The organism is Paenibacillus sp. JT31N7, assembly GCF_059692095.1.
In genome coordinates, this window is record NZ_JCAUAT010000008.1 from 65,656 (window position 1) to 92,372 (window position 26,717).

General features: G+C 44.0%; 26 protein-coding genes. 1 reads left to right on the forward strand and 25 read right to left on the reverse strand.

The window, feature by feature from the left end; all coding sequences use genetic code 11:
- Window positions 1–180: 180 nt before the first annotated feature.
- From AC58P5_RS24755 to AC58P5_RS24855, 21 genes are all read right to left on the reverse strand, one after another.
- Window positions 181–378: a cold shock domain-containing protein gene (locus tag AC58P5_RS24755; protein WP_009677088.1), complete on the reverse strand. Its 198-nt coding sequence runs from the start codon at window positions 376–378 to the stop codon at window positions 181–183.
- Between the two features lie 245 nt (window positions 379–623).
- On the reverse strand, window positions 624–1,382 hold the full coding sequence (locus AC58P5_RS24760) for an FkbM family methyltransferase (RefSeq protein WP_497391398.1): 759 nt from the start codon (window positions 1,380–1,382) through the stop codon (window positions 624–626).
- A 65-nt stretch (window positions 1,383–1,447) separates the two neighbouring features.
- A complete protein-coding gene (locus tag AC58P5_RS24765) occupies window positions 1,448–3,205 on the reverse strand; it encodes a glycosyltransferase family 4 protein (RefSeq protein WP_497391400.1) in 1,758 nt (585 codons plus the stop codon).
- Window positions 3,206–3,231: 26 nt separating this feature from the next.
- Entirely contained in the window at window positions 3,232–4,467 is a 1,236-nt protein-coding gene (fliB, locus tag AC58P5_RS24770) for a flagellin lysine-N-methylase (protein ID WP_497391402.1), read from the reverse strand.
- 25 nt (window positions 4,468–4,492) lie between these two features.
- Entirely contained in the window at window positions 4,493–5,587 is a 1,095-nt protein-coding gene (locus AC58P5_RS24775) for a glycosyltransferase (RefSeq protein ID WP_497391403.1), read from the reverse strand.
- 63 nt (window positions 5,588–5,650) lie between these two features.
- The gene (locus AC58P5_RS24780; RefSeq protein ID WP_497391405.1) at window positions 5,651–9,346 is read right to left on the reverse strand and encodes an IPT/TIG domain-containing protein; all 3,696 of its coding nucleotides are present in this window, start codon (window positions 9,344–9,346) and stop codon (window positions 5,651–5,653) included.
- Window positions 9,347–9,364: 18 nt separating this feature from the next.
- Complete coding sequence (locus tag AC58P5_RS24785) at window positions 9,365–9,694, reverse strand: hypothetical protein (RefSeq protein ID WP_497391407.1); 330 nt, start codon at window positions 9,692–9,694, stop codon at window positions 9,365–9,367.
- Window positions 9,687–10,079 (reverse strand): flagellar export chaperone FliS, encoded by a 393-nt coding sequence (gene fliS, locus AC58P5_RS24790; protein WP_497391409.1) that lies wholly within the window; start codon window positions 10,077–10,079, stop codon window positions 9,687–9,689. The genes AC58P5_RS24785 and fliS overlap by 8 nt, the downstream gene beginning before the upstream one ends.
- A 40-nt stretch (window positions 10,080–10,119) precedes the next feature.
- The gene (gene fliD / locus AC58P5_RS24795; protein ID WP_497391411.1) at window positions 10,120–11,625 is read right to left on the reverse strand and encodes a flagellar filament capping protein FliD; all 1,506 of its coding nucleotides are present in this window, start codon (window positions 11,623–11,625) and stop codon (window positions 10,120–10,122) included.
- 12 nt (window positions 11,626–11,637) lie between these two features.
- Window positions 11,638–11,979 carry a flagellar protein FlaG gene (locus AC58P5_RS24800; protein WP_497391413.1) on the reverse strand — a complete coding sequence of 114 codons (342 nt, stop codon included), beginning with the start codon at window positions 11,977–11,979 and terminating at the stop codon, window positions 11,638–11,640.
- Window positions 11,980–12,045: 66 nt separating this feature from the next.
- The gene (locus tag AC58P5_RS24805) at window positions 12,046–12,867 is read right to left on the reverse strand and encodes a flagellin N-terminal helical domain-containing protein (RefSeq protein ID WP_009677020.1); all 822 of its coding nucleotides are present in this window, start codon (window positions 12,865–12,867) and stop codon (window positions 12,046–12,048) included.
- Between the two features lie 166 nt (window positions 12,868–13,033).
- On the reverse strand, window positions 13,034–13,285 hold the full coding sequence (gene csrA / locus AC58P5_RS24810; RefSeq protein WP_497391415.1) for a carbon storage regulator CsrA: 252 nt from the start codon (window positions 13,283–13,285) through the stop codon (window positions 13,034–13,036).
- A 1-nt stretch (window position 13,286) separates the two neighbouring features.
- Entirely contained in the window at window positions 13,287–13,718 is a 432-nt protein-coding gene (fliW, locus tag AC58P5_RS24815; RefSeq protein ID WP_497391416.1) for a flagellar assembly protein FliW, read from the reverse strand.
- Window positions 13,719–13,781: 63 nt separating this feature from the next.
- The gene (locus AC58P5_RS24820) at window positions 13,782–14,354 is read right to left on the reverse strand and encodes a DUF6470 family protein (RefSeq protein WP_497391417.1); all 573 of its coding nucleotides are present in this window, start codon (window positions 14,352–14,354) and stop codon (window positions 13,782–13,784) included.
- Between the two features lie 12 nt (window positions 14,355–14,366).
- On the reverse strand, window positions 14,367–15,278 hold the full coding sequence (flgL, locus tag AC58P5_RS24825) for a flagellar hook-associated protein FlgL (protein WP_497391419.1): 912 nt from the start codon (window positions 15,276–15,278) through the stop codon (window positions 14,367–14,369).
- Window positions 15,279–15,291: 13 nt separating this feature from the next.
- Window positions 15,292–16,857, reverse strand: a complete 1,566-nt coding sequence (gene flgK / locus AC58P5_RS24830; protein ID WP_497391421.1) for a flagellar hook-associated protein FlgK — start codon at window positions 16,855–16,857, stop codon at window positions 15,292–15,294.
- A 51-nt stretch (window positions 16,858–16,908) separates the two neighbouring features.
- Entirely contained in the window at window positions 16,909–17,409 is a 501-nt protein-coding gene (locus AC58P5_RS24835; protein ID WP_497391423.1) for a flagellar protein FlgN, read from the reverse strand.
- 24 nt (window positions 17,410–17,433) lie between these two features.
- Window positions 17,434–17,697, reverse strand: coding sequence for a flagellar biosynthesis anti-sigma factor FlgM (gene flgM, locus AC58P5_RS24840; protein ID WP_326050656.1), 264 nt, complete (start codon window positions 17,695–17,697; stop codon window positions 17,434–17,436).
- Between the two features lie 144 nt (window positions 17,698–17,841).
- Window positions 17,842–18,258: a flagellar protein gene (locus tag AC58P5_RS24845; protein ID WP_009676992.1), complete on the reverse strand. Its 417-nt coding sequence runs from the start codon at window positions 18,256–18,258 to the stop codon at window positions 17,842–17,844.
- Window positions 18,259–18,393: 135 nt separating this feature from the next.
- The gene (locus AC58P5_RS24850; protein WP_497391426.1) at window positions 18,394–18,909 is read right to left on the reverse strand and encodes a ComF family protein; all 516 of its coding nucleotides are present in this window, start codon (window positions 18,907–18,909) and stop codon (window positions 18,394–18,396) included.
- 424 nt (window positions 18,910–19,333) lie between these two features.
- A complete protein-coding gene (locus tag AC58P5_RS24855; protein ID WP_497391428.1) occupies window positions 19,334–20,881 on the reverse strand; it encodes a helicase-related protein in 1,548 nt (515 codons plus the stop codon).
- A 160-nt stretch (window positions 20,882–21,041) separates the two neighbouring features.
- Here AC58P5_RS24855 and AC58P5_RS24860 point away from each other — a divergent pair, with 160 nt between their 5' ends.
- Window positions 21,042–21,212 carry a hypothetical protein gene (locus tag AC58P5_RS24860; protein ID WP_497391430.1) on the forward strand — a complete coding sequence of 57 codons (171 nt, stop codon included), beginning with the start codon at window positions 21,042–21,044 and terminating at the stop codon, window positions 21,210–21,212.
- A gap of 452 nt (window positions 21,213–21,664) precedes the next feature.
- Here the strand turns inward: AC58P5_RS24860 and AC58P5_RS24865 are convergent, their stop codons facing one another.
- The 4 genes from AC58P5_RS24865 to AC58P5_RS24880 form a co-directional block, all read right to left on the reverse strand.
- Window positions 21,665–22,057, reverse strand: coding sequence for a hypothetical protein (locus AC58P5_RS24865; RefSeq protein WP_497391432.1), 393 nt, complete (start codon window positions 22,055–22,057; stop codon window positions 21,665–21,667).
- 50 nt (window positions 22,058–22,107) lie between these two features.
- The gene (locus tag AC58P5_RS24870; protein ID WP_009677083.1) at window positions 22,108–22,833 is read right to left on the reverse strand and encodes a response regulator; all 726 of its coding nucleotides are present in this window, start codon (window positions 22,831–22,833) and stop codon (window positions 22,108–22,110) included.
- Window positions 22,805–23,992, reverse strand: coding sequence for a sensor histidine kinase (locus AC58P5_RS24875; RefSeq protein ID WP_497391435.1), 1,188 nt, complete (start codon window positions 23,990–23,992; stop codon window positions 22,805–22,807). Before AC58P5_RS24875 ends, AC58P5_RS24870 begins: the two co-directional genes overlap by 29 nt.
- Window positions 23,993–24,080: 88 nt before the next feature.
- Window positions 24,081–26,699: a stalk domain-containing protein gene (locus AC58P5_RS24880; RefSeq protein ID WP_497391437.1), complete on the reverse strand. Its 2,619-nt coding sequence runs from the start codon at window positions 26,697–26,699 to the stop codon at window positions 24,081–24,083.
- Between the last annotated feature and the right edge of the window lie 18 nt (window positions 26,700–26,717).

A 26,717-nucleotide genomic window follows, 5' to 3' on the forward strand; every position in this document is an offset into this window, starting at 1 on the left:
TGTCTCTATTATACACCAACTATTTTGAATATTCAAAAAATCTTAATATACGTTCCGTGTCCGTTCTGCGGCTAAACTGTGAACTCCCGGCGCATGCAAAAAAACACCCCGGACCGGAATCCAGGGTGCTGGTTCAAACATCTTTGCCATGTTTTATGAACCGGCCAAAAGGCCGAATAATTACAGCTTGTTTACGTTAGCTGCTTGTGGTCCGCGAGCGCCTTCCACGATGTCAAACTCGACAGCCTGACCTTCTTCTAGTGTTTTGAAACCGTCCGTTTGGATTGCAGAGAAATGTACGAATACGTCTCCGCCGTCCTCGCGCTCGATGAAACCGTAGCCTTTTTCCGCATTGAACCATTTCACTTTACCTTGCATAGGACACATTCCCTTCGTCTTCAAATAAATGTAAGCCTTTGCTTACCTTTTGAATATATCACCACAGAAATAATTGTGTCAATCTGATGACAAGATAATCCTAAATATTTTGAAAATTTAGGTATTCACATTTTCGACAGCATAGGCTTTAAGCCCTAGATCCCTTGTCGAAAGCGGGATTTAAGCACTTATTCACAAAGTTATCAACAAAGTTATACACATTGTCCACAGGGGGTTACTGAACGCTAGTTTCGGAATTCCAACAGAACGAAAGGATAAAACTCAAAGCCCGCCAGATCCTTTAACGTTGTTTCTACAACTTCGCCTTCTTTATCGAGCAGAGTGAGACGCGCCCCCGAATTTGTAATTAGATCGCTGATCAGATCGAGGAAAGGGCCTTCATCCGATCCAAGCATCGCCTTATTCCATTCGAAAGTGATCTTTTTAATTTTCTTAGCGTGAATTAATTCCATCATTCCCAGAAAAGCATGATATTCTCCGCCTTCAATATCAATCTTAACCAGATCAATAGCATCCAACTCTTGCAGTTCGTTATCCAAGGATACGGCTTCAACATCCCGGATCGTATAATGATCGATCAGATTGTCGTCCTTAGGCTTTTCCTTCCATGAGGAATACCCATGAAATCTTTCCGAGCTCCGAAATTGCAGCGTCTTATTTTCCGAATAAACCGCTTTGTTTATGACGGTTACGTTCTCCGTCAGCCAGTTCATAGCCAAGTTATCCTTTAAGACAGCAGCCGTGTTGGGGTCCGCTTCATATCCGATAACCTTTCCTGTATTTCCGACTACTTTGGCGGCCAGTACCGTAAAATAACCGATATTGGCTCCCACGTCCACGACCGTATATCCGGGCTTCAGCTGGGTAAGAAAATATTTCGTTAACGGAACTTCAAACATTCCGGTGGTTACTAGTGTAGGCATAAGGCTTAAGTCATTAGACGGAATAGTTATTACAGCGTTGTAAGCCAGTTTAACCATCATTCTATTATTTCCAATGTATGTTCCATGCATCTCATGATCGCTCCTAAAATAATATTATTATCTACCTATATATTGTTTCTTTCAAAAATTCGATGCTCTATATTAGTGAAAAATTCAGGATATGCAACAGCATCGTCTAATAAAGAAATAGCTGTTAGGATCTGAGTTAAATCCTTTTTAGATTTTCCGCTCATCACATTAATTAAATAATACATATACAAAAGATCACTATTGTCGATACTTCTTTTAAACATATCATTAAGAATATCTAATGCTTGTGGATCTCTTTGAAGTTCAATCAAGCATAGAACAATCCATTTGACATAAACGCTTTGTGTTCTAATAGAATCAGCTTCATGATAGAATTGGATAAACTGATTTAAAGCTGCCTCATATTGCTCTTCTAGAAAATAAATATAAGCTTTGTAATAAGGAAGATGTTGAACATCTCTTCCCTGCACCTTGGTATAGCATTTCATTTGCTTCAAACCAGAAACATCATTATTCTCATGGTTGACACGCTTAGCAGCTATTTCCCACCTCGCAATTTCGTGCCCTTCAATTAGTGGATACAAAACTGGAACTAAAATTTCAGTTGCAGTTGAATTTAAAAGTAGCTTTCGAAATTTTTCCCAGTCATCTCTACCTGCAAATTGCTCTTCTCTAAATGAAATGTCCCAGTCATTAAATCCATTATTTGGGTGCTGCTCTAGTTTAGCTATATCCTTATAGAACAATAAAAGTTCTGGAATTATTCTATTCCACCTGAAATTACCCGCGGTCTCCAAACCGTTTAACTTTAAATGCTGATACAAGTCAGGATTGTCTATAAGGCTCTTAATTTTCTGCGTTTGATCGTCTGAATCCCCAATTCTCGAAAATAATGCATTCACACGATCAATTGCGTACTCCTTAACCCCCACATTCTCAGTAGTTACAAGAGGACAACCACAGGCCATTGCCTCCAAACCTGGTAAAGAGAAAGACTCATAATGAGATCCGGACACATAAATGAATGCTCCTCTGTAAAGCTCAGCAATTTGAGTTTGAGAAGGATTCACGAAAATCCTGGTGACTTCCGGATAATTTTTAGCCGGTTCATAGGGCGTTATCCATATTAGATCTAATTCATAACCAGCATCCTTTAATGTACTATAGGCTTCGATGATATCATTAATTCCCTTGAATTCCTGCTGCTCCCCCCCCATCATTAACAAATACGGAGTATTCGTTTTATAGCTATTTCCTTGTAAATTGAAGATTTCGTCATCCAAAGCGTTGTGAAAAACAAAGGAGTCCCGAGAATATACGTTCTTAATATAATCGGCGCTCCTTTCAGAAACGGTTGTTATATACGTGGGAAGCTTAAATAACTTTCGTATAGTCTCCAGCGTATCTTCATCGACTTGTGTATGATCAAATAAGTGAAAATCCCCCTGCTCAAAATAAATTACTGGTGCAATTCCTGTATCTATACAGGCTTGAATATGATCCCAATAGGTAGATACAATAACATCGCAATCAGGGATTCCTTGAGCAACATCAATCCCGAATGGAACTTTTAAATAATCGGCTTCAATTGGGAACCACTCCGGTTTTACAAAGTGAGAAACGATTGTAACCCGGGCTCCCCATCTTTTTAAGTTATTTGCATGTTCAAAAATAATCTTGGTACCGCCGCACACGCTAACGTGAGCCATCACATAAACAATATGAATATTGTCACTTGGAGTTTGTTCTTTTTCTCTCAGAATCTCTGGAACAGCATATTTCAGATTTCTTATCCTATTTTGATATTCATTAGCGCGAAGTTGTTTAATCATCCCTATACCCTCTAACTTAAGAGATCTTAATCTTTAACCATTAATGAAATATGAGCTAAGGAATAATAATTGTTTCTTTTTAACTCTTCTATTATTGAAGTAATGTAAGTGGTATTATGTTCAATAATCTTAGCAAAAGATTGAATAGTTCTTAAAACAATATCATCATTTAGACCTTGATGTTTACCGGAAACTCCGACAAGATGAACTTTAAGCATAGCATAAATAGTCGAAATGATTGCATAACCAAGGAACAATGAGTCATTTTCCTCAGACAACACAGGGAATAATATATTAAATAGATAGTTAACTATATAGTTCTCCATAATATATTCCTTGGTATTCATGTATGGAGAATAAAAGTTTTTAAAATTTTCTTCATAATTAAATTTAAAGGAGTTTAGTGTGTATTTTTCTTGATTTATTTTCAAGCCTTCCATCATTTCATTAAATGTTAATTGATATCTTTCACTCGAAATGCCCATTTCTATCCGTGATTTAATCAATTCAAATAATACCTGTAGCTGTAATTCTAAATTAACTTCGATTTTCTCGATAGACCTCAAATAGTCCGTATCTAGCATTTTCTCCTTATACGAATTAATTACATGTGGAATAGAGTGCCCTTTATTTTCGTCAATATCTTTCTGTAAGGCGTTTATAAATAACCCCAATAACACCATTCTGTCACCTAGTGATATTTGACGATTTTGAACTATTTCAATAGATAGCATTCTTATCGGCCAAAAATATTGTGCCAACCCTCTTTCTGAGCTATTCCTTCTTAAAAGTGACCACTGCTGTTCTATTTCAATCTCCATTTCTTCAAACTCGATTCCTTTGGCTTCAAACAATACTAATCTAGCAATTTCAGGACAAGATACTCTTCCAGATAATTCATAAATCCCATCCAGTTTGTTCAAGTTTCGGGGATAGGTCGTACATGTTTTGGATAAGGCTTGCTCTCCTATTTCTTTTTGGATCATACACCACTTATCAACTGTAAGCATGGGGCAGCACAAATCATCTTTTAGAATAAACCTTGCGTAGTACTGCTCTGGGTCTGAATTATCTTTACTTTTAATTCTTTTCGTTCCGTCTTTTATTTTGTTTCTCAATGTGGGATCATTTATTCTTTGATAGCTCTTAAATGTCTTTTTATCCAATGATACTGTCCAACCTGCGCAACAAGTATCTTCACATTCCCCACCAATACATTTAAATTTTTTCATGTATTCTGGCATTAATGCTATTTGCTTCATCTTCATTACCTCCAGGATGACCATTTTAAGCCGAAATTATTTTTTCAAGGCGGGCAGTAGCTAATTTGAAATTGTCTGCTGCACTAAGACGATATTCAACTACAGCTTTATCTATCTGATGGGTTAACTCGTAATATAAGCCCAAATTATAACGAGCTTTAAAGGAACCTACACCCTCTACAGTTTCATATTTATTTGAATCAGGTTCGCCCAGTTCAATACACGTCTGAAAGGTCTCTGGAATCAAATACACATATTCCGCTGATTTCATTTCAATGAGTGTACATCCAAATAAATAATACAAATCCGTATAATCCGGATAAAGTTCTATTCCTCTTTGTAATAAATTAAATAATTCCGAATATTTTTTTTCTTTCAATAATGCCCATCCATAAATTTGAATAACTGTGCTGTAATAAGGCTGATTTAACAACTCTTCATGATAGACTTTTTTTAAATAATCAATAGCTTTTTTATTTTCCCCCATTACATAATAAGTTCGGCCAATTTGAAAATTAATATATGAACCATTGCTGGCATTTTTCAATTCGTTAAACAACAAAGATAGATTTCGTTCATATTTGTCTTTTGCTATTAAGTTTGAGATGAGATATCCCTTGTGCGCTAAAGTAATACCCGATTGAAAATAGGTTGTATTGGAGCTTTCACTTTGTATTTGCTCATGAATAGCACCTGCATAGGAAAAGCAGCTAGAATTTTTAAAAATTCTAGAGATACTTGATTTTACCGTTTCCTTATTTTCTTGTTCATTTAAAATAATTACCTTGCCAATTTTATCACTATCATCAAATAGCAGATTACACGTATTCCTAAAACTCTCTTCTTGGTTGGGTAGAACCCGTTCATCTGCATCTATCATCAAAATAATAGGTTGTGTAGCAATCTTAATCATTTCATTTCGTATTATTGAAAAATCATTCTTCCATTCCATCTGATGTACTCGAACATTTTTACTAATGGCTAACTTTACTGTGTCATCTTCAGAGCCAGTATCAACTATTATTACTTCTTTCACATAAGGTTTAACCGAATCAATACAGGCACCAATGTTATCTTGTTCATTTTTAGTCATTATGCAAGCGGATATAGGTTGACTCAAGGTTGATTCCCCCTGTGATCTAATAAAAACAGGTGCCTATAAGACATAGGCACCTGTTCTGGCTTACTGATACGTGTACCCACCAGTAAGCGTAACTGTCTGGCCATCGGGATTGATTACTTTAACGTCTACAGGCCCTAATTTGGCAGAAGAAGGAGCTCTGAAGCGGATTTGATTAGCACTTAAAAAAGTAACATCAAATGAAGCTCCATTATTGAAAGAAACCTTAGCGCCGTTGACAAAATTACTTCCGTTAATATAAGTGAAATCGCCACCTGATTTTGGCCCGCTATTAGGGCTAATTGTAGTTATAGTAGGTGCTGGTTTCATCGGTTTAGGATCAAAAGTAAACCCAGCCTCTAATAATGTCACTTGTCCATCAGGATTAACTACCTTGATCGAAACAGTCTCAGCTTTACTCCAAACTGGCGCCCTCATTCTAAGTTGTTTGTCACTTATAAAAGTGGCTACCACTTCCTTATCACCAAAGAGAACCTTAGATCCCGTTTGGAAGTTTGCACCGTCAATAACAACAAACTGATTTTCGTCCATTACCATGTGGTTCGGTGTTAAACTCGAAATTACAGGTGGTGGTGGAAGAATATATTCCAGACCGCCTGTACGCGTTACTATTTGTCCATCAACATTCGTTACTGTGATGTCGACTCTTTCAGCTCTGGGCCAAACAGGAACTCGGATTCGAAGTTGCTTATCTGAGACAAACGTTGTCACAACTTGCTGATTACCGACTTTAACGACTGACTGAGCTGCAAAGTATTCTCCGTTGATTGTTACAAAAGTACCGCCAGTTATTAAAACTTGCTCTGGTGTTACACTAGTAATTTCAGGAGCAGGTCCTAAGGCCGGGCGAATATAAGTAAATGGGCTGCTGACTTCTTGTCCGTCCGGATTCACAACTTTAAGATTAATAGTGGCTTCCACTTCCCATTGCGGAGCTCTGACACGCAATTGAGTGGCACCTAGGAAACTAACAGGAACTTCTTTACTTCCAAAAAACACTTTTGCACCATTCTTAAAAGACTGTCCATTAATCGTAACGAAGTATCCGCCTGGCATTTCTCCTGTATCTGGAGATAACGAAGAAATAACCGGAGCTGGGTCAGCAGGCGGATTTATGAAATGAAGACCCGCTGCCAAGGTACCCGACTGATTATCCGGATTTACTACCTTAACATCGACAAACTCTTCTTTATCCCAACTAGGCGCTCTAAGACGTAATTGTTTGGAATTGACGAAGGAAATAGATGTTATTTTTCTGTCATTTAGCCAAAGAACAGCTCCATCTTGAAAATTATCTCCGTTTATAAGCATAAACTCGCCGCTCGTTCTTACCACCTCTGCTGGATCTACACTTGTGACAACAGGCGCGGGTGGTGGTGGTGGTGCAAGGTATTCATACGCTTCTTTTAACGTAGCCTCACGTTTATACATATCCACAATTTTGACATCGACTTTACCTGTTACCAGTCTTTTTGGTGCAATGATATTAATTTTCTCTGATGAAATCAAAGTAAAGGTAACTTTCGCACCGTCCAGATAAACAGATAGGTTATTATCAAAATTCTTACCTTGGATGCTTATTGTATTTCCTCCTGCGAGTAATCCGCTACTAGGTACAACGGAAAGCAATTCAAATACTTCAGGAAGGGTATAAGAATAAGCTTCTTTAGCCGTAGCCGATTGGCCATCTGGATTCTTAACAGTAATATCTACTTTCTCTTCTTGCGTCCATTGTGGAGCCCTGACTCTTAAATGCTGCTTGTCTATAAAAGTGTAGGAAACTACTTTATCCTTAAATAGCACTTTGGAATCGGCAAAGAAATTTTCCCCTGTAATAGTTACAAATTCTCCTCCCGCAGCAGGACCCGCATTAGGAGTAACGCTTGTTATTATTGGTGCAGGGTAATTATAGGTGTAGCCTTTACCAAGGACTGCTTCCTGCTTATCTGTATTAATAACCACTACATCAACGCTCTCTGCTTTAGCCCAAGAAGGCGTAGTGATCCTCAGTTCAGTTGCCGACACAAATTCAGTCGGTACCACACTTTGATTAAATTTAACGATAGCTCCTGGCTTAAAATGTTCCCCCGTAATTGTCACGGTATCTCCACCGGTTGTTAGCCCTGCAGCAGGTTGGATACCAAGCACTACGGGTGCTTCAAGATACTCATAGGCATTCGTGCTGGTTACGCTTGTCCCATCTGGATTAATAATTGTAACGTCAACAAACCCTGCTGCAGTTCCAGCTGGTGCCGTCACTTTAATTTGTTCATAAGTTGCAGCTTTAACAGTTGCATCGTGCTCACCAAACTTAACACGAGCCTCTTTCATGAAGTATTTACCTGTAATTACCACTTCATTGCCGCCAGAAAGCTTACCTTGTTTAGGGACTATTGAAATAATTTCAGGATTCGCATAGTAATTATAGGAATAACTAGCAAACTGACCATCTGTGTTAGTCACCTTAACTTCTGCGATACCCTGTGGACCTGGAGGAGCAAGCACAATTAACTTAGTAGAATCAATAAATTGTACCGAGCTTACTGCAGTATTCCCGAAGGTTACCTTGGGATTAGCCCTAAAATTCGCTCCATGTATGGTTACTGTTTCTCCACCTTGAACCAGGCCTTTATCTTCTACTAGAGAAGTGATCTGTGGTGCTGGATACATCACGTCTACTGAAGGATTGGGCACTTTAATTTGATGCGGAGTACCCAAATAGTCTTTGAAAGTAACATCAATATCTGCACTTCCGACGGATAGATGTCCAACTCTCTCTCCAGTCTTATGTCTGATTTTGTAATTAAAAGTGAGGGTTTCCTTTTTTAATTCGTTAAAAGTCCATGTTAATGTATTTCCAACCACAGTTGGTTGTGGAATATTATCTTTATAGGATCCCGGAACAATTTCGAATTCAGGAGCAACTGTATCCTTAACCGTAACATCGTAGGCACTCGCCATCCCTATTTCTTCCACAATAGCCCGATAAATCTCAGCTAATCCTACTGAGCCGAGTACGAAGTGATGATGTTGAGCCGTAGTCGCCATGTCTTTCATTAGCAAATTCGGCGCACTGGTATTGGGATTCTCGTTCTGTTTTAATAAGGCAATCGTATAAAAAACGATTCCTTCACTTTTTGCCCCATTTGCTTGTTCTAAAGCTAGTCTCCGTGCATTGTCAACTGGGGCCGGTTCAGTAGCTTCTCCGTCTGTAAGTAATAAAATGACCGGTTGTGCCTCGGTTCTATGCCCACTTAATAATTCACGAGCCTTTTCAATTGCCAGCTTTGTATTAGTACCGCCAGATGCCTTTATCCCACTAATATAATTCTTAACATCTGCCGGGTTAGAGGATAGACCTTTAAATTTCACATCACTCGCAAAGTCTACAACACCCACGCGATGTTTAGTAAAATCCAGTAAATCTATAAATCCAGTAGCAGAATTTTTGGCGTTTGTCATTTTATCTTCGCCATTATTATTCTTAGGATCCATACTACCGGATCTATCAATAATCAATATGATATCATTGGGCTTAACAACGTTAACACTGTCTGATCCTTGTATATTAAGAGTAACAGTCGATTCTCCCCCCTCTAAGATTTGAGTCGGGTTAAGTGTCTTCGTTACTCTAACAATCTCATCAGCACTTGCCATTGCACTATAACTAGGCAAAATAGCAAACACTAAGAGTAAAGACAAAAATAAATTGATGGTTCTTACCATCGTTTTTTTCATAGGGCAACCCCCTCGGATTTAGTTTTTAATATCCACAAAAAAAGCATCATTGATGTAAGATGCTTGTTTGATATAAACATTTGAAGCGTTTTTCTTTTTTTCTATCGCCACAATTTGTTTTTCGAGAGTTTTCTTTTCTAATTCTAAGGCTTGCGTAATTTCATCATGCATATTTTTAATTTCTTTCAACTTCAACTTATCTTCGTCCGTGACGCTCCTTTGTTCTAGCGAAGCATATAATTTATTAATCACTTCAGAATATTTTTCATAAACTTCAAAACATGGTGATTTAAGTATGCATGTATAGTTTGCTGAAATTTCATCAAGTATCTGCCGAGTACTACGCATTCATTTGGCTCCCGCTGGTTTTTAGTGAAAGCATAGCCTGCTTCCATGTATCCACCATTCCTCTAGCGAAATCAAGAACCTCATTTAACATATTCTCATCTTTTTTGATGATAAATTCAGCAATATATTGATTATAAAACATATACAAATTACTTAAATTTTTAGATATATCATACTTCATATCTAAGGTTACAATTAATTCCCCAAGTATAGTCTTAACCTTATACAAGGACTGATTCATATCTTCGTACTGACTTTGAGAATACAACTGCTTCGCTTGAAGCAATAATTTGACCATTTCCTGATATAACAGCAATGTCAATTCTCCCGGGCTTGCCGTCTCAACACGAACTTTCAAATATTGCTGCTGTTTAGCGTTTTGCATTTGTTAACCTCTCTCATCAGTTGTAGTTTGTAAACAATCATTAACCGCCTAGCTGCGATGCAATCCATGAACCCTGACTGTTTAATTTTTGAAGCGCCTTCTCCATAGCACCAAATTTCTTATAGTATCGATTTTCAATATCTAATAATTTGCGCTCTAGATCTGCTTCCCTTTTACTAAAATCTTTTAGCTGTTTTCCTAGCACACTCTCATCTAATGCTTCGATAGATCCTGAACCAATCTTCTTAGTAAATTTAGTGAGCTGTGCACCTATAGTCTCATACAAACGATCAGCAAAACCTAATTCACTTTTTCGTTTTTTTATATTTTCAGGGGTATCATTGGGCGTATCAGAAGACTTAGTAAACAAAACCTTAACTTCATCAAATCTAGTATTAATCGCCTCTTGAAGTTTCTTTTCATCAATCTCAAGCTTACCATTCTCACGGAAATCATTTACCACATTAATACCAATTTGTGAAAGGAGTCTCAATTGACTCTTGGGATCCGGTGGATTAGTAATCCCCTCTAAAGGTAGGTTGAGAGCAGATCGCATAGAAGCTAATGTATCTTTGAGTAAACCGTCGTTATATAGATCCCCTTCACGGGCCTTTTTCTCCCATAATGTAATCTGGGAATCCGTCATGCCCTCTTTTTCCTCGCTAGTCAACGGTTGATAGGCGCGATTCTTCTTAGCCGTGGTTGCTTCGGAAAATTTATCAACTATTTCATTGTACTGTTTCACAAAATTTTTGACTTTATCTACTACAGATGAACGATCCACCATAGCTCCGATAGAAGCCTCACCTTGACCTCGAAGAGTAACCTGAACTCCATTAATGGTTACACTGTTTGAATTCGCTGTAATATCAGTTCCGTTGACACTATATGCCGAATCTTTACCTTGTGCACTCAGTGGTGTACCTGCTCCGAATACATTTGCAAATGTACCATTGGTATCTGTGACTTTAACTTTTGAGCCAGCGCCCGTTCCTGTAGAATTTAAATACAAAATACCACTGGACCGATCAAAACTAGCCTTTATTCCTGTATTCGCTGATGCATTGTTAATATCCTTAACAACAGAATCAATAGTAGAATCGGGAGTAATTGTAATTTCAACTGACTTAGCTGGATCTGAACCCTCAATAGTAAATGAACCACTAAGATTTAATTTCTCCGTCGGCAGCTTATTTACTTTTTCGCTAATTATAGAAGCAGAGTTGGCCAACTGAGTTACCTTAACATTGCTTACGCCAGGATTTGTACCACTGGATGCAATATCCAGTACAGCTGTATTAGATGATGTTGATTTGACTGTTTCAAATTTATTCTCAAACCTCAGCTCATTCATCGTATTACGCAGAGCAAGCAAAGATGCGTTCATGGAACGATAATCTTCTCTCTGCCATAATGTCATCTGCTTCTTTTTTACCAGATTATTTAGTGGCACTTTCTCAGTATCCATTAATTTTTTGATTAAACTATCTGTATCCAGTTGCCCACTAAACCCTGTTAGCCTTGTTGGTCCGCTGATACCCGCCATTATACCCCTCCATCAAATTTTTCTATCTAAAAAAACTCCCACATTTACACACATGTTATACATCATATCTAACATTTTCTCCGAGGGAATTTCTCTTATAACTTCTTCGGTATCATCATTAACCACAACAACCATAATTGTGTTTGTCTTATCATGAACTTTCACTTTTATGTGTGTATCTGAGTCTGCTAAAACTGTATTTACCTTTTCAACAAGCTGGGGCAAAGTAAAGCTTTCTTCTAGCTTGGGATTTGTAGTTGAGTTGGCTTCTATCAAGCCCGAGACAGTCGATGCAGAGATAACGTTTAACAACGGCGCAAGAGAACCAGGTGTAGAGCTTTGATTAACCTTCATTTAATACTCTCCTAATGTAAGTATTAAAAAAAACCGACCGGAATCCCGGCCGGCTCTATGCTGGTCTTAACGAAGCAATTGCAGAACGCCTTGCGGCTGTTGGTTAGCCTGAGCAAGCATTGCAGTTGCAGCTTGTTGAAGAATACCATTCTTCGTGAATTCGCTCATTTCTTTAGCCATGTCTACATCACGAATACGGGATTCAGCAGCTTGGAGGTTTTCAGCAGTTGTGCCCAGGTTGTTAATCGTGTGCTCCAGACGGTTCTGAACAGCACCCAGGTTAGAGCGTGTTTCGGATACTTTGTTGATAGCATCTTGTACAGCAGTAACGTTCTTACCTGCGTTTGCGTTAGTATCAAGAGCTGCAAAATCACCCTTGCCTACTTTCAATGTTCCTGCGTCCATTTTCTCTAGAGTCAGAGAAATAGTCTCGCCTTCGTTAGCACCTACTTGGAAGTTTAACGTTGTAGTAGAACCATTCAGCAATTTTTTGGTGTTAAATTGAGTTTGGTCCGCGATGCTAGTAATTTGATCGGACAGAGCGTCTACTTCTGTTTTAATTTTTGCTGTGTCTGCTGTAGTTAAAACTTCGTTAGCTGCTTGTGTAAACAATTCACCCATACGTTGCAACATTGCATGAGTTTCATTCAAAGCACCCTCAGCTGTTTGAATCAAGGAGATACCATCCAAAGCATTTTTGGAAGCTTGCTCCAGACCACGAATTTGGTTACGCATTTTCTCGGAGATTGCAAGACCTGCAGCATCATCCGCAGCACGGTTGATACGGAAACCGGAAGACAGTTTCTCCAGAGATTTGCTTTGTGCCGAGTTGTTAGTCGACAGTTGACGTTGTGCATTGTAAGAAGAGATATTGTGGTTAATACGCATAATAAAATTCCTCCTTGAATTAGGTCGTGATCGCATCCTTGCGTTCACCTATTAGTGGATCAAGAAAGCTCTGTCGGCCGCCAGATGCCTTCTTTTCTCCCATGATATATATATCGGATTATCTTGAGATTAGTTTAGAGGTTTTTTGAAACTTTCGAAAAAAAATTTAGTTGTTTGGACCTAGATCGTCTTGGCTAGATAGAATCTTTTGTAACAGTGACTTAGCCTCTCCATCCAAACGAACAGCTGCTTTGTTTTCAGTTTGAATGGCTCTGTATATTTCCTCACGATAGATTGAGATATCTTTGGGTGCATCTATACCAATTCTCACTTGATCGCCTGCCACATCCAATATAGTCAGGACTATATCTTGCCCGATCATAATCTTCTCACCTTTAAGTCGGGACAGAATCAGCATATCAGGCCCCCCCCTTGATTAGAGAATATCGGATCGGATAATCCGTGCTTTCCAGTATAATCTGGGCCGCTTTATTTCTTTTTTTGTTTAAAATAATAGGCGCTTTCAAGTTCATTGTAACGTTATCCTGGGCTCGCACACTTACAATACCAAATACTTGCGTGTCCCCTTCGTTCTTTATTTCAAGCTGCTCACCGACAGCCTTGGGAAGCTCGAACTCATAGGCAGGCTTAAACAGAAAGGGTTCCGCGATAACAAAGGCCAAATCGGCATCACTCAATGACTGGAGTACGTGGAAAGTGGGATCACCGTTATCTAATTGCAATAACGCATAACGGCGGTTAGTCTCAAAACCAAAGATACCTGCTTCAAATGTAATCAACTGTTCATCCGAAACGTCAATTTCACCAAATCTTGTAGATTGTACGATCATTAAATGTTCCTCCTAATAAAAAGAAAGAATAGCTATAAAATTATAGCTATTGTCTCATATGCTTTAAATAGATGCATCCCAATTTCCCCCGACTACGGAGAAAGAAATTGCATTTTTTTGCGTAATATAGGCTTCTATTTTACCGGCTTCATACTGAATACGCGGAGAGTTCAGCTTGGGGTCAAATGTAATCTTACCGTCTTGGACGGTTGTGTGGATTACACTCGGCGCATATTGGATATCTACATTATCATAAGAAGGCTCAGCTGTTACCTGTACGGGCCGGTCTTTAAAAGCATTCTGACGGGCGATATCCGCAAATGCATTGGAGTGATTGGTTATCTCCATCATCCGATCACCATTCTGGGCAATTTCCGCGATATTTTGCATAGAAATATCAAAAGCGCTTTGTGCGATAAAATCTCTCATTTCAATGAGTTTGGAGGAACCTAAAGCGGACCAAGCCCTTGTAGAGTCAATCTCTAAGTTTGACTTTTCTGTTTCCATGCTAACTTTGGTGTTGTCCTGTTGAAGGTTTAACTCCGCTTTAGGTTGTTCAATAGATAACTTCCCCTCTGTGGTAGAGAGTCCGATTTTGGTGTACTGTTGGCTGATCTGAACACGCGGAATCTGCATAGAAGGCTCCTTTTATCTCAGGAAGTCGAGCAAGCTCGGACGAATAATCCGCCCCATCGTATCAAGAGAAGCCTGAAATATGCTCTCCGCTGTCTTTAAATCGGTAATTGTTTTGGGTACATTTACATCTTCGATTTTAGATTGCAAATCGGTATAGTTTATAGTTAGATCTTCTAAACGGTCGGTTGTAAATTGAAGGCGATTTTGGCGGGCACCAACATCCGCTTGTGCGAAGAGCACCTGATCCATAGTCGTTTGAATCTCTTTGATACTCTTTTCGATGCCGGCTGTGTTATCGCCACTTAAAGCAGTTTTAAGGTTATCTAGAACTTTAAAAACATTCGCTGCCTTGGTAGGATCAGTCGGGTCTTGAAAAGGACCGAAAACGTCCTTTCCCAGAGAGTTTACATCGACATAAATTCCTGCACCTATCTGATAGCGCATAAGGCCTTCGTCAAGATTATAAGAGGTATTTGCCGGATCGTCCGAAAAAGGCTTCTGATCCGTTGTTTGCCCGTTAAATATATATTTCCCCTTGAATTGGGAGTTGCCGATAGCCACCATTTGTTTATAAAGCTCATCAATTTCCTGTCCAAGAATCTTTCTGGCTTCAGGATTGTTTGATTCTGTTGCTCCTTGTACCGCTTTTTCGGAAACCGTTTGTAGGATTTTTACAGCCTCGTTCATCACCGTATCCGAAAAATTCATCCAGGAGTCCGCATCCTTGGCATTTTCAGCAAATTGATCCGTCATATCGATCTCGCCTCTATAACGAAGCGAACTGGATATGCCTACAGGATCGTCGGAAGGACGGTTAATCCGCTGCTGAGTTAACAACTGTTCCTGATATTTATCCAACCGGTTATAGTTCGTTTGGAGATTTTTCATCATCGATGAGCTCATCATGTTCTGTGTGATCCGCATTTAGCTACCCCTCCTATCTTCCGACAACGCCGGTTCCGTTAATCAATTTGTCGAGCATTTCATCCACAACGGTGATAACACGTGCCGAAGCATTGTAAGCGTGCTGGAATTTAATCAGGTTGGCCGTTTCCTCATCGGGCGACACGCCGCTGATCGATTGACGCAGGCTGTCCGCGTGGTCGGTGAGCAGTTCGCCGTTCTCGAGCATTTTCTTGGCATGATCGGTCTGAACGCCCAGTTGGCTCATTACCGCTTCATAATAACCGCCATACGTAGAGGACGCTGTCAAGGCTGTACCGCCGAAGTCAAACGTCTTCTCAGCCAAGCCGCCGATAAGAAGCGCCAGGTCGCCGTTGCTTTGTACCACTTTGTCGGTAGGTGCCGCTGGCGGTTTGCTGACGGTTTCGATGCGCAGGGAAGCCGCGATCTTCTTCAAATCTTTGGCGATATCCGGGTTAACCCGTATGTTCTGTGCCGTAAATTTACCCGATCCGTCGGAAGTAACGAAGAAGTCCTTTCCGTTGGTAGCCGGATCTTCAAGCGTATATCCGAGTCTATGAAGTCCGTTCAACCCATCGACGGTTACCTTTGCATCGGCAGCCAGTTTGCGCGGGTTGGCCGGATCCATTTTGGCTCCTGCCGGAGGCGTCATGCCATTAGGCAAAATGCTTCCCGCCGGTAGGGTAACCTCGATTTTTCCGGTAGCCAGCGTATTGGCCATGAGATCGATTTGCTTGGTATATTCGGCAATGAATGTATCCCGGGACTGTGTATAGCCGAAGATTTCACCGGAAGTGACGCCCGCAACATCGGCCTGCACAATAGGATCCGAATTGAGATCGTCGATAACCTGTTTCGTTCCGAACGTGATCTGGTAAGTCTGCGATGTTTCCGTTACTTTCACGTTGCCGAGCTTGGATAGTTGATCGACGAGGTAGTCACGTTTATCGCGGAGATCGTTGGCATTATCTCCACCCGACTCAATGTGCTTAATCTGCTTCGTCAAGTCAGAAATCTCCGTCACATAACTGTTCGCTTCGGATACTTTGACGTTGATTCTTTCTGTGATGTTGTTGCCCATCGTCGCAAACTGATTAGCCATGCTGTTAAAAGAATCGGCCATCGCCATCGCCTGCTGAACGACTGCGGAACGGGCGGCCAGGTCTTCCGTGCTCGGGTTTTTGCTGAGCGTCTGCCAGGCTTTCCAGAATTCCGTGATATTCTTCGCCAGGCCGTTGTTTGACGGTTCGTTCACAACGCCTTCGATGTTGCTGAGCGTTTCCGAAATCACTTTCGATTCGTTCATTAATGAGTTCTGATTCCGGTATTCCACGTCGAAATAAATATCCCGGATACGCTGGATCGCATTGACTTCAACCCCCATACCCAGTTGGCCGGGAGAGGTGGAGTTGGTCACAGAAGGATATTCGAGCGGACGGGCGGCAACCATTTGAGCTACCTGGCGGGAATATCCCGGAGTGTTGGCGTTGGTGATGTTGTGGCCCGTTGTATTCAGCGCGACTTGCTGTGCGATAACACCGCGCTTGCCGAGCTCCAGTCCATGAAATGTAGAACGCATAAATTCACTTCCTTTGCTGTAGGGCCTTAAGCGGCCGGAATATGTGCCGGGCTAAGCCCGTGTATCGAAGTAAGCGTTCTTGCGTTTGGCCTGTCCCTGCTGGGTCGGGTTCGCATAGATCGCGTCCTGCTCGGGTGTTGCCGTTAAGAGGTCGAGTGAAAGGTCGATGAATCCGAGTGACTGTTCCACCAATTGCTGATTTAAGGCATTGAGTTCTTTAAGCTGTCTGATTTCTTTCAAAAGCCGCTCCTGGCAATCCATCAGCTGCTGTTTTTCTTCCGCTTTGAAAACCAGCTTAACCAATTCCCCGACGGTTATAAAAGGGTTCGTTTTATAGCAGCGTGTTACCATGTACTCATTGATCTTGACTACACGGCGCTGATCCAGCTCCTGGATTTCTTTAACGGCCTTGGATTCTTTCTGGACAATAGCTGACAGTTCTTCTATGGAGTTCTGAAGAATCGCTTCTCTCTTCCTTGTCCCGACTTCCCGGAGTTCCTGGTGGCATTCAATGATGCGATTCAAAACGTTGACGATTTCGGATACGGACACAGCTCTTCCCCGTTTCTGCCGGTCTTATTTGAGGTAAGGAAGGAGCTTCTCGGCAATCTTGCCCGCTTCCACATGGTAAGTTCCCGATTTGACCTGCTGCTTCAACTCTTCTATTCTGCGCATTCTATTCTCATCCCCTGCGGCTCCAAGCAGTTCTTTGGCTTCCGTAGAAATTTGAACCTCGTCTTTGGGACGGTTACGTTTATCAGCGGCAGCCGTCTGAAACTGTTCTTTATGCTTGGCATACGGATTTACATTTCCGATACGGTGGCTATCATTAATTTTCATAGTTATTCACCTCTTGTTATCTGATGGAGGATCCTCTACTTTCCAAGGCCGCTTTACGGCTCGATTCTACAAAAAAACCGATAATGGTTATTACTATTATCGGCAGAAGGATATGATCTTTTTAGTTAAATACAGCATTTCTGATTAGTGCCGGTCTTTTAAGCGGTCCGTAATGCGAAAATGATGAGCGTCTTTTTCCGCGTTTGCGCTGTTTTTGCCCTCATCCATCATCTGATTCACATCCCGTACAAGGCGCTGGCGGCAAGAGTCACACATGGTATGCTCACGAATGGGGTTGCCGCAAACTTCGCACGGATAGGTCAGATTCGGTGAATCCGCTATCGAAATGCGACCCTCGCGGATAAAACGGATAATCTGGCGCATGGGAACTTCCGTCTCTTCGTGCAGCTCCTGGAGATCGCATTTACGATTCTGCCGCAGATAGTCCGCACAAGCAACATACTGAGCCTCGATGTCTTTTACGCAGGCCGGGCATGTTTCAGCAAATCCTTTCACAAACAGCTTTCCGCAGCGCGGACAGTTTTGAACGTTCATACTCATTATGATCACCTTATCAAACTTCAAGTATAGTATACGACTAGTGTAACGTATTGGACTTGCGTTGAGAAGGGGCCTTCTGAAAGAGTTGGAAATATGTTTATTTCTTTCCATGCCGTGCACCTAACCTTAGCAGAGCTACCGCGCCCACATCAGTCCGTAAACCTCTACCGGTAAATGCCGAGTTATGGTTTGAGCACATTGATTAAGAGTACTCCCTGTTGTGTAGACATCATCCAGCAGGAAGATCCGTACAGGCATTCCTTGACTCGCAAGCTTTGCCTGCTGCCAGGCAATCGACTCAGCGGCTCCCTCTAAAAGCTTGAAGGCTCCCTGCAGATCGTTGATCCGCTCCCCTCTTGACTTAAAGCTCTGCTTAGCCGTATGCCTGGTCCGCTTAAGCAGAGGCATCACAGGCAGCGAGAGCCGTCTTCCCAAATCTACGGCCATGGCCTCGGCCTGATTGAAGCCTCTTTCCTCCAGGCGGCTGACATTCATGGGCACGTAACTGATGCAATGAAAGCCGTAACCCTCCTGCCCGGCTTTCGGCAGTTCTTTGACCAATTGATGATAGGCATGTACCAGCATTCCGGAGAAAAGAGGAAGCAGGCGTTCATTGCCCCTGTATTTGTAGGAGGCCAGCCATTCTTTCATCAGGGAGTCATAGCGGACTGCACTTCGGCTGTAAAGGAAAAAACGCTGTGCTCGCCGGACACAGTCCGGGCAATCATCCGGTCGGCCGCAAACCGGACAGCGGACAGCCATTATCCAGGGAATGGCGTTAAAACAGGTCGTGCAAAGCCCGAGACTCTCTTTTGCAGAGCTTCTGCGCCCGCCGCAGCAGATGCAATTCGTCCCCTCTCTGCCACGGGTGTTAACTTCGGCTTCAGAAAGCTGAAACCATCGTTTTACCTTGCTCCACCATTCTGCGGGTGGCTTGGGGTTGGAGAGACCGATCATTCGTTTGTTCTCCCTTCCAATTACTTACTTTTACTTACTTACTTTTACTTACTTACTTTTACTTACTTACTTTTACTTACTTTCACTTACTTACTTTCACTTACTTACTACCACTAACTTACTTCAATAAATAACCCCTTCTCCGGGCTGTCCTGTTCATTTTTTTTATTTGCCGGATTGCCCCTGTTTGAGACACTGTATTTTCCAACCCTGCAAAAAAGACAAGTCCTTGGGGGTCATCCTTCGATCTTCCCGCGCGGCCGGCCATTTGAACCAGAGCCGCTTCGTTGAACAAACCGGAATCCGCATCGAGGATGAACACGTCCGTTTTAGGCACGGTCACACCGCGCTCCAAAATCGTTGTAGTGACGAGGATGTCCGTAACCTTGCCGCGGAAGTCGGTTACCTTCACCGACCTTTCGCGGTCTTTGGACGATGTGCCGGCGATGACCTTATCCGGCCAGAGGCCTTGGAGCAGCCCGACAAGCGGGTCCACCAGCTTGATCTCCGGCACGAACACGAACAGCTGCGCGCCGCGTTCGAGCGAGCCCTCCAGACGCGCACGCAGCGTCTGGGGCAGGGTACCGCTGCGGAGGATACGCCGCAGCGGAGGCACCGGCACCCGCTTGGGCACGGGCAGCGGGTGCCGATGAAAGCGCACGGGCACGGTGACGTGGGGCAGGCGTCCGGACGCCGCCTCGCGCTGCAGTGCCCGCGGGGGCGTCGCCGAGAGGAGGACGTAGCGTCCTCCCGGCGCAAGGGCTTTGCGCGCGGCGAATTCCAGCGCCGCGCTGTTCAGGTACGGGAAAGCGTCGATCTCGTCGATAATCACGGCATCAAAAGCATGCGCGAAGCGCATAAGCTGATGCGTGGTTGCGATCGTGATATCGCCGCTTTCCCAGGTCTGGCTGCCGCCGCCGTACAGCGTTACGATGCTGCAGCCCTCAAACGCGCGCATCAGGCGCGGCTGCAGCTCGAGTACGACGTCCCGGCGCGGCGTGGCAATCGCGAGCTTGCGGCCGTGCGCAAGCTCGTATTGGAGGAGCGGGAAGATCATTTCCGTTTTTCCCGCTCCTGTGACCGCCCAGATCAGGAAGCTGGGTGCTGTTTTGCCGCTTTTCTCTCTCGCATCCGAGTCTCCGCCGCTTCGCGGCAGCCCATCGCCTCCTTCTGCACCCTTGCCGCCGGGCGAAGTGCCGCTTAAAAAAGTGAGTGCTTCCTTCGAAGCTGCTGTTTGAGCCGGACTCAGACCCCACGGGTTCAAATAAGCCTCCAAGTCAGGAACGCTTGCCGATTCCCGTGTGATCTCTTTATGACAAAGTATTCCTCTCGGACTTTCTTTTACATCTTCAGGCGTTCCTAAGGCCTCCTCCTCGTCCCCGCCGCTTTCCTTAACTCCCTCAATGAGCAAAGTACAGGAACGCACTCGTCCCATGGTCAGACATTCTTCACAGTAGGGGCATTCCGTTCCGCAATGATAACAGGAAGTAAAATGAAGTTTCCCGCTTCCGCATCTTTTGCAGCTATAGGTGGTCTGCCGGCGCCAAAGGGCCGGAAACATTCTCATCTGCTTGCTCTGTAATCCATTGGTTAAGGTGATATCCCCGTTTAAATAAGCCAATTGAATGTAAGCTTTCCAGGCTCCATTTTCCAATAGTTCCGCCATTCCAGATGCCTCCAGCAACCGGATGACTTCTTCGCTCAAAAGACTTCTGCCGTGCAGCGCTTTAATAAGCCGATCATAGGTGGTGGAATTGTCAGGAAACACAGATGGGCCGTAAGTAAGCCATCTGTCATAGTCTATCGAATGGAAGGTGAGAGATTGAATGATTTCTGAAGGAAGCGGCGGGGAGATACGCATTAGTTCTTCTGGGAGGAAAGGAAGCGTGCTTTTTCTACCGTCAGGCGGCGGAGAATGGTTTAAAGCTGTTGAATCGGTTAGGGTTGATGTTTGTAAAAAGTCATTTAACGACTCTGGTGAAGAAGGTGTAGGATGAATGGCATTAGAGGGGTTGAAAAGATCGGAATTGGTTCCGGAGATACTTCTTTTACCAATAGAGTAAGAATAGTGGATAGCCAAATTGTTATTCTCCAGCCGATTAGGGTCTACCCTTAACAAAGGAGGCGCGCAAATAGGCGGATGCATTTCGGGGATAACATGAGACAATCGTTTCTTGCAAGAGGGAGAGCTTAACATATCAATCAAGGCTAGAGCTTGTCCTACTGAGACAGGAGGCTCCAGCAGCACAATCCGGACAGAACGTCCGAGCCGCTCGAACCAGTACGTGAAGTCGACGGCCATTGCAAGGGAAATGTGCCATTGCCAACCATTCTCGTCGGCAGCAGCGTAAACCTGAACTTTCATGACTCACCTACTTCAACGCTTATTCGGTTGTAAACGATTACGTAAACTACGGACGGAAGAATGCCAAAGAAGAATCCCAGGTGTTTACTCAAACAACGGAAGTTTAACCAGCTGTTTCTGGTTGCTCACATGCATAACCACCAGGTTATCGCGCTCAGATGATGAAGCCCAGTCTTCCCAGGAAGATTCGGGCAAAACCGTTCTAATCTCAAGCTCGTAGGAACGTGAAAGCTTCTCGGCAATCCGCAGCGTATCGTCCGTAGAACCTTCGTCAATTACGGATACGGACAGCGATTTTCCACTAAACCTCGCAATAAAAAACAAAGAACGGATATACCATTCGATATGCATTTGGTTATCCTTGGTCACTAAAAGCAGATGGTACGAACGTACCGCTTCATTGGGGCGTTTTAACGCATGGAGCATACATACACAGAAGATGTAGCTCCCTACAAATAACATCAATCCGGTCCACATGACGGCTCCCTCCCTTAGCATACTATATGCCTTGGCGGGAGGGTTGGTTCCTAGAGAGTCACCCAGCCGTTTTTGATGGCGATAATAACGGCCTGTGTACGGTCGTCCACTTCCATCTTTTGCAGAATGCTGCTCACATGATTCTTTACCGTTTTCTCACTGATATAAAGGAATTCTCCGATCAGCTTGTTGCTCTTGCCTTCTGCCATCAACCGCAAAACTTCCGCTTCACGCTTGGTCAGCGGGCTTGTCGGAACATGAATATATTTTAGGCCCGATTCCTGAACGCCGTTGCCCGATCCCATAACACCGTTATCATCCAGATATGTCATACGACGCAGCTGATTGATCAATTTACCGGTTACTTTCGGGTGTATATAGGCATGTCCGGCTACAACGGAGCGAATCGCATTGATCAGCGCCTCCGCCTCCATATCCTTCAGCAGATATCCGGAAGCACCTTTGCGAAGCGTCTCAAACACATAACTTTCATCGTCGTGAATCGAAAGGATAATCACCTTAACGTCGGGAAAAATAAGCTTAAGCCGCTCAGTAGCGACAACGCCGTTTTCCAGCGGCATATTAATATCCATCAGGACTACATCCGGCTGCATTTCGTTGCAGAGCTCAATAACCTGAATACCGTCGCCGCATTCCCCGATGACTTCCATATCGTCTTCCATATTAATGATTCGTTTGAGGCCTTCGCGAAACAGTTGATGATCGTCCGCAAGAATGAGTCTTACGTTACGCTTGGGACTCCCCTGGTTGTCCATTACCAATTTCCTCCTTGTTCTCTGCGCGAATGGGAATCAACATCGTAATCTTCGTTCCCACGTCCTTTTCTGAGTAGATGGCCATGTCCCCTTCGAGTAGCTTCAACCGTTCCCGCATCCCGATGATGCCAAAATTGTTGCCCTTGGCAATCTTATGCTCCGTCAAGTCCACATTGAAACCGATCCCGTTGTCATTAATGGAGATACTAACCAGATCCTCCTGGAAAGACAGCTCAAGTGTAACGAACGTTGCGTGGGCATGCTTGAGAATATTGGAGAAGGTTTCCTGAATCAGGCGGAAAATAGCGACCTCCATCCCGGATGGAAGTCTTGTTTCTTTGCCCGAAATTTCAAGCTTCGTATGTACCTGGGTCTTATCTTCAAAATCCTGTACGAATTTACGTACGGTCGGAATCAAGCCAAGATCGTCCAGCGCCATCGGCCTGAGATTGAAGATCATTTTGCGAACTTCCTCCAGCCCGCACCGCAGCTGGGACTTAAGATCTATGAGTTCTTCCTTTGCCGCCGCATATTCCTGCTTGGTCACCATTCGCTCCGCAATTTCCGTGCGAAGTACGACGTTCGCCATGGTCTGCGCTACCCCGTCATGAATCTCACGGGCCATGCGCTTGCGCTCGTCTTCCTGGGCCAAAATTATTTTCAGCCCGAGCAGTTGGCGGTTTTTGGCCGACTCCAGAATGCGGGTGACCTGATTAAGATCACCCGATAAATATTCGAGAACGACATTCATCTGGGAGACGATCATTTCCGCCCGCTCGAGCTGTTTGTCTACATTTTTGATTCTTTGTTGGATGTCGTTGCGTCTTTCTTTCAGGTGATTCTCTTTTTCTCTGGATACCGTAAGCTGCAGTTGGAGCGATATAGCCGCCTCATAGGCGGTTTTGATGTCATTTTCCCGGTATCTGGCAAAGTCACGGCTTACTTCCGTAAGACGGATACGCGCACGTTTGTAGTCACGTTCCAGGTTGTCCACCAGCTCGATCGTCTGGGTAACTTCATCCTTAACTTGACTTGATTCCCTAATAAGCGACTCTCGTTCGCCCCGGGCGCTTTCGCAAATTTCGAATACCTGGTACTTGCTGCTCTCCATGACTTCGATGGCGTTCTTGATGACACGGTCTAATGCATCCACCTGCAAATCGCTCCAAACCCCTTTTCAAAACAAATTGGTCTGCCTTCTATAGTACCATACTTTGTGCTGTTTGAGAGTAAACTAATAGAACTATTTATTGCAGGTTAACGATCTGTTCGGCCTGATTCCACGTGACTTTCCAGCCTAAAGTTTCAGTCAGCAGACGCAGCGGAACCATCGTTAAATTGTTCATGATACGCGGCGGAACTTCGGCGGTAACCCGCTTGCCGTTGGTGATTAAATCGAGCTCATTGTTCCACATATCGACGATGTTCCCGTCTTTAACAACCGTTGCCCGGAGTGCCTCCTGATCCCACAGCACTTTCGCTCCCAGAGCTTCCGAAACAAAGCGGGTCGGGACGAGCGTATTTCCGCGATCGTTAATCGGGGCTTGCTCCAGCCAGTACGATTTTCCGTTGACGGTTGCCATCTGATTCCCGATTTGCAGGGTTACTTTGTTCAGACTGCCGGACGGAGTCTCATAATTCGGATAGCTGAAGGAAATATCGTCAAGCTCGATCTTGCCTTGCAGCGCGCGCTCATCTTGACCTTGCTCCGGATTAACCACATAAATGCTGCGCAAAGTAAGCGGGTATTTCAGGTTAAGGCCGGACAAGTTGGCCGAGATGGACTTCCAGCCCTGCCAGTTGATGTTTTTGGCAAGCTCAACCAGTTCTTTTTTACCATCTGCATCGATCACTTCGGCGCGTAGCCAGTTCTGGCTTTCGTCACCTTTTACCTTAAGATTGATCGTCTGCGGGTAGCCGTACAACTGGGCACCGGTATTGTTAAAAACGGCGTAAGACGCCTTGTTTCCGCTGCCTTTTGTAAAATCGTAAGCGAGCTGCAGGCTGTTGTTGCCGGACTCGTTCTTCACGATGCTCAGCTTCGTATCGACTTCAGCCGGGAAACTCTCCGTAGTCGTAAGTACCGACTTGTCGTCGAGGTTATACCACATGGATTCATTGCCGAGCGGGATGTTCAACATACTGCTGTACCCGTCGTAGCGGGCGATAACTTGGGCATTCTTGCTGCCCTCCAGGCTGTCTACTTTCAGGACGCCGTTCTTGACTTCACCCTTCACGCCCAATACTTCCCAGTCAAGCGATGCCGGGGAAATTTCCTTGGTTTTGCCGCTCTTCGTCGTCGCGGTTACGCTCAGATTGTAGCTCCCGCCCGCAACAAGCCCTTGTCCGCTCGCTTTCGAAACCTTCATAGAGCTGATATCCGCGCGGCGTATTACTTTTACGTCCAGGTTCGATGATCCTGCACCGGTTGTTGCCGTAATTTTACCGCTTCCGAAGCTCGTAGGAATGAAGGCATTTCCGTCGAATTTCCCAAGATTGTTGGAGACGCTCCAAGTTGGCTGAACGCTGTCCGAAACAATCGGGTTGTAATATTCGTCATAACCACTGAAGGTGAACGTCGCTTTCTCGTTCAGGAACAGCTCTGTGTCGCCTTTCATAGTGAAGCCCTTCGGCTGGCCTTTCGGTGCCGTTGAGAAGACTCCCAGGGCATTCACAACAGCCCTCTGCGTGCCATATTCCGTTACATGGGCCAGTTGGATATTATTCGTGCCAAGAGGACGTTCGACCATTTGCGTGGAACCGCCGCCGTCCAGATTCATCGCTTTGTAAGCACCGATCTGAATCAGAAAACGCTGAAATTCCTGCAGGCTCATTCCTGCGCTGTTGTCGTTCTTATCGGCTGTAACCAGATAAGCCTTCTTCATATCCTGGGAGTATCCTACGCCGGTACGGGAACGGTAGCCCCCCAGGGAAGAAACATCGCGGGAGAACGAGGTAGCTTTAGCCCCGTCTACAAGAATGGAATGGCCGCCGATCATCGTTTTAAAAGCATCGTTCGCATAAGCCGTTCCTGTACGTTGGTTAGTAAAAGCGTAATCCGCCGTAAGAGGATCCCCTACTTTTAAATGTTCCTTAACGAATTGAGCGGATTTGCCCGCGGCTCTTAAAATGTACCCGTTCTTAGGCGGCTCGACTTTAATAACCGTGTCCGGTGCGATTTGTTTGATAACCCCGTCTTGTACCAAGACCTCGGTCGGCACGGATTTTCCGTCATTGGAACGGTCCACCTGTCCCCAAGCATCGGTATACATGAACAACCCGTCCGTATGGCTGTGAGTACCGTCATCATACCAATAGTACGTTTTGTTGATGCCTCCGAGTTCGAAGGAAGTGCCGTCCTTGGCTTTTACCGCACCTTGGAAAGCAAACAGGTCAATCACCGGCTTGTTATCCTTTGTTATCCCAAAAGCGTACAACCCGGACATTTTGTTGGATGGGGTCGACATGATTTGACCGTTGGTGATTTGCGGGCCCAAGGGCACGCCCTCCGCTTGCGTATTAAAAAAGTCCCCGTTAACCGCCGCGACTGCGCCGGCCGCTTTGGCCATCGTAGCCACCGTCTGCTTGTCGGTAAACTGATTATTTTTCCCCGCGATTACATCCAGTTTCACATACGGGTTCGTCAGGTCTACTTCTACTACGTTGGCAGTCGCGGAGACCTTCTTATTATTTCTGGTAAAGTTCCAAACGTACTTCTTCATAACGGCACCTGAAGTTAAAATGCTTTCCGACTTCAAAGTAACCGTAGGGTCAGCGGCAAATGTGGGAACAGGCAGGGATACGACTACCTGAAAAGCTACGACGAATGCGAGTGTCGATCTCCACAGCTTGTTGGTAAACCTCATTCTTCTTTCACTTTCCTC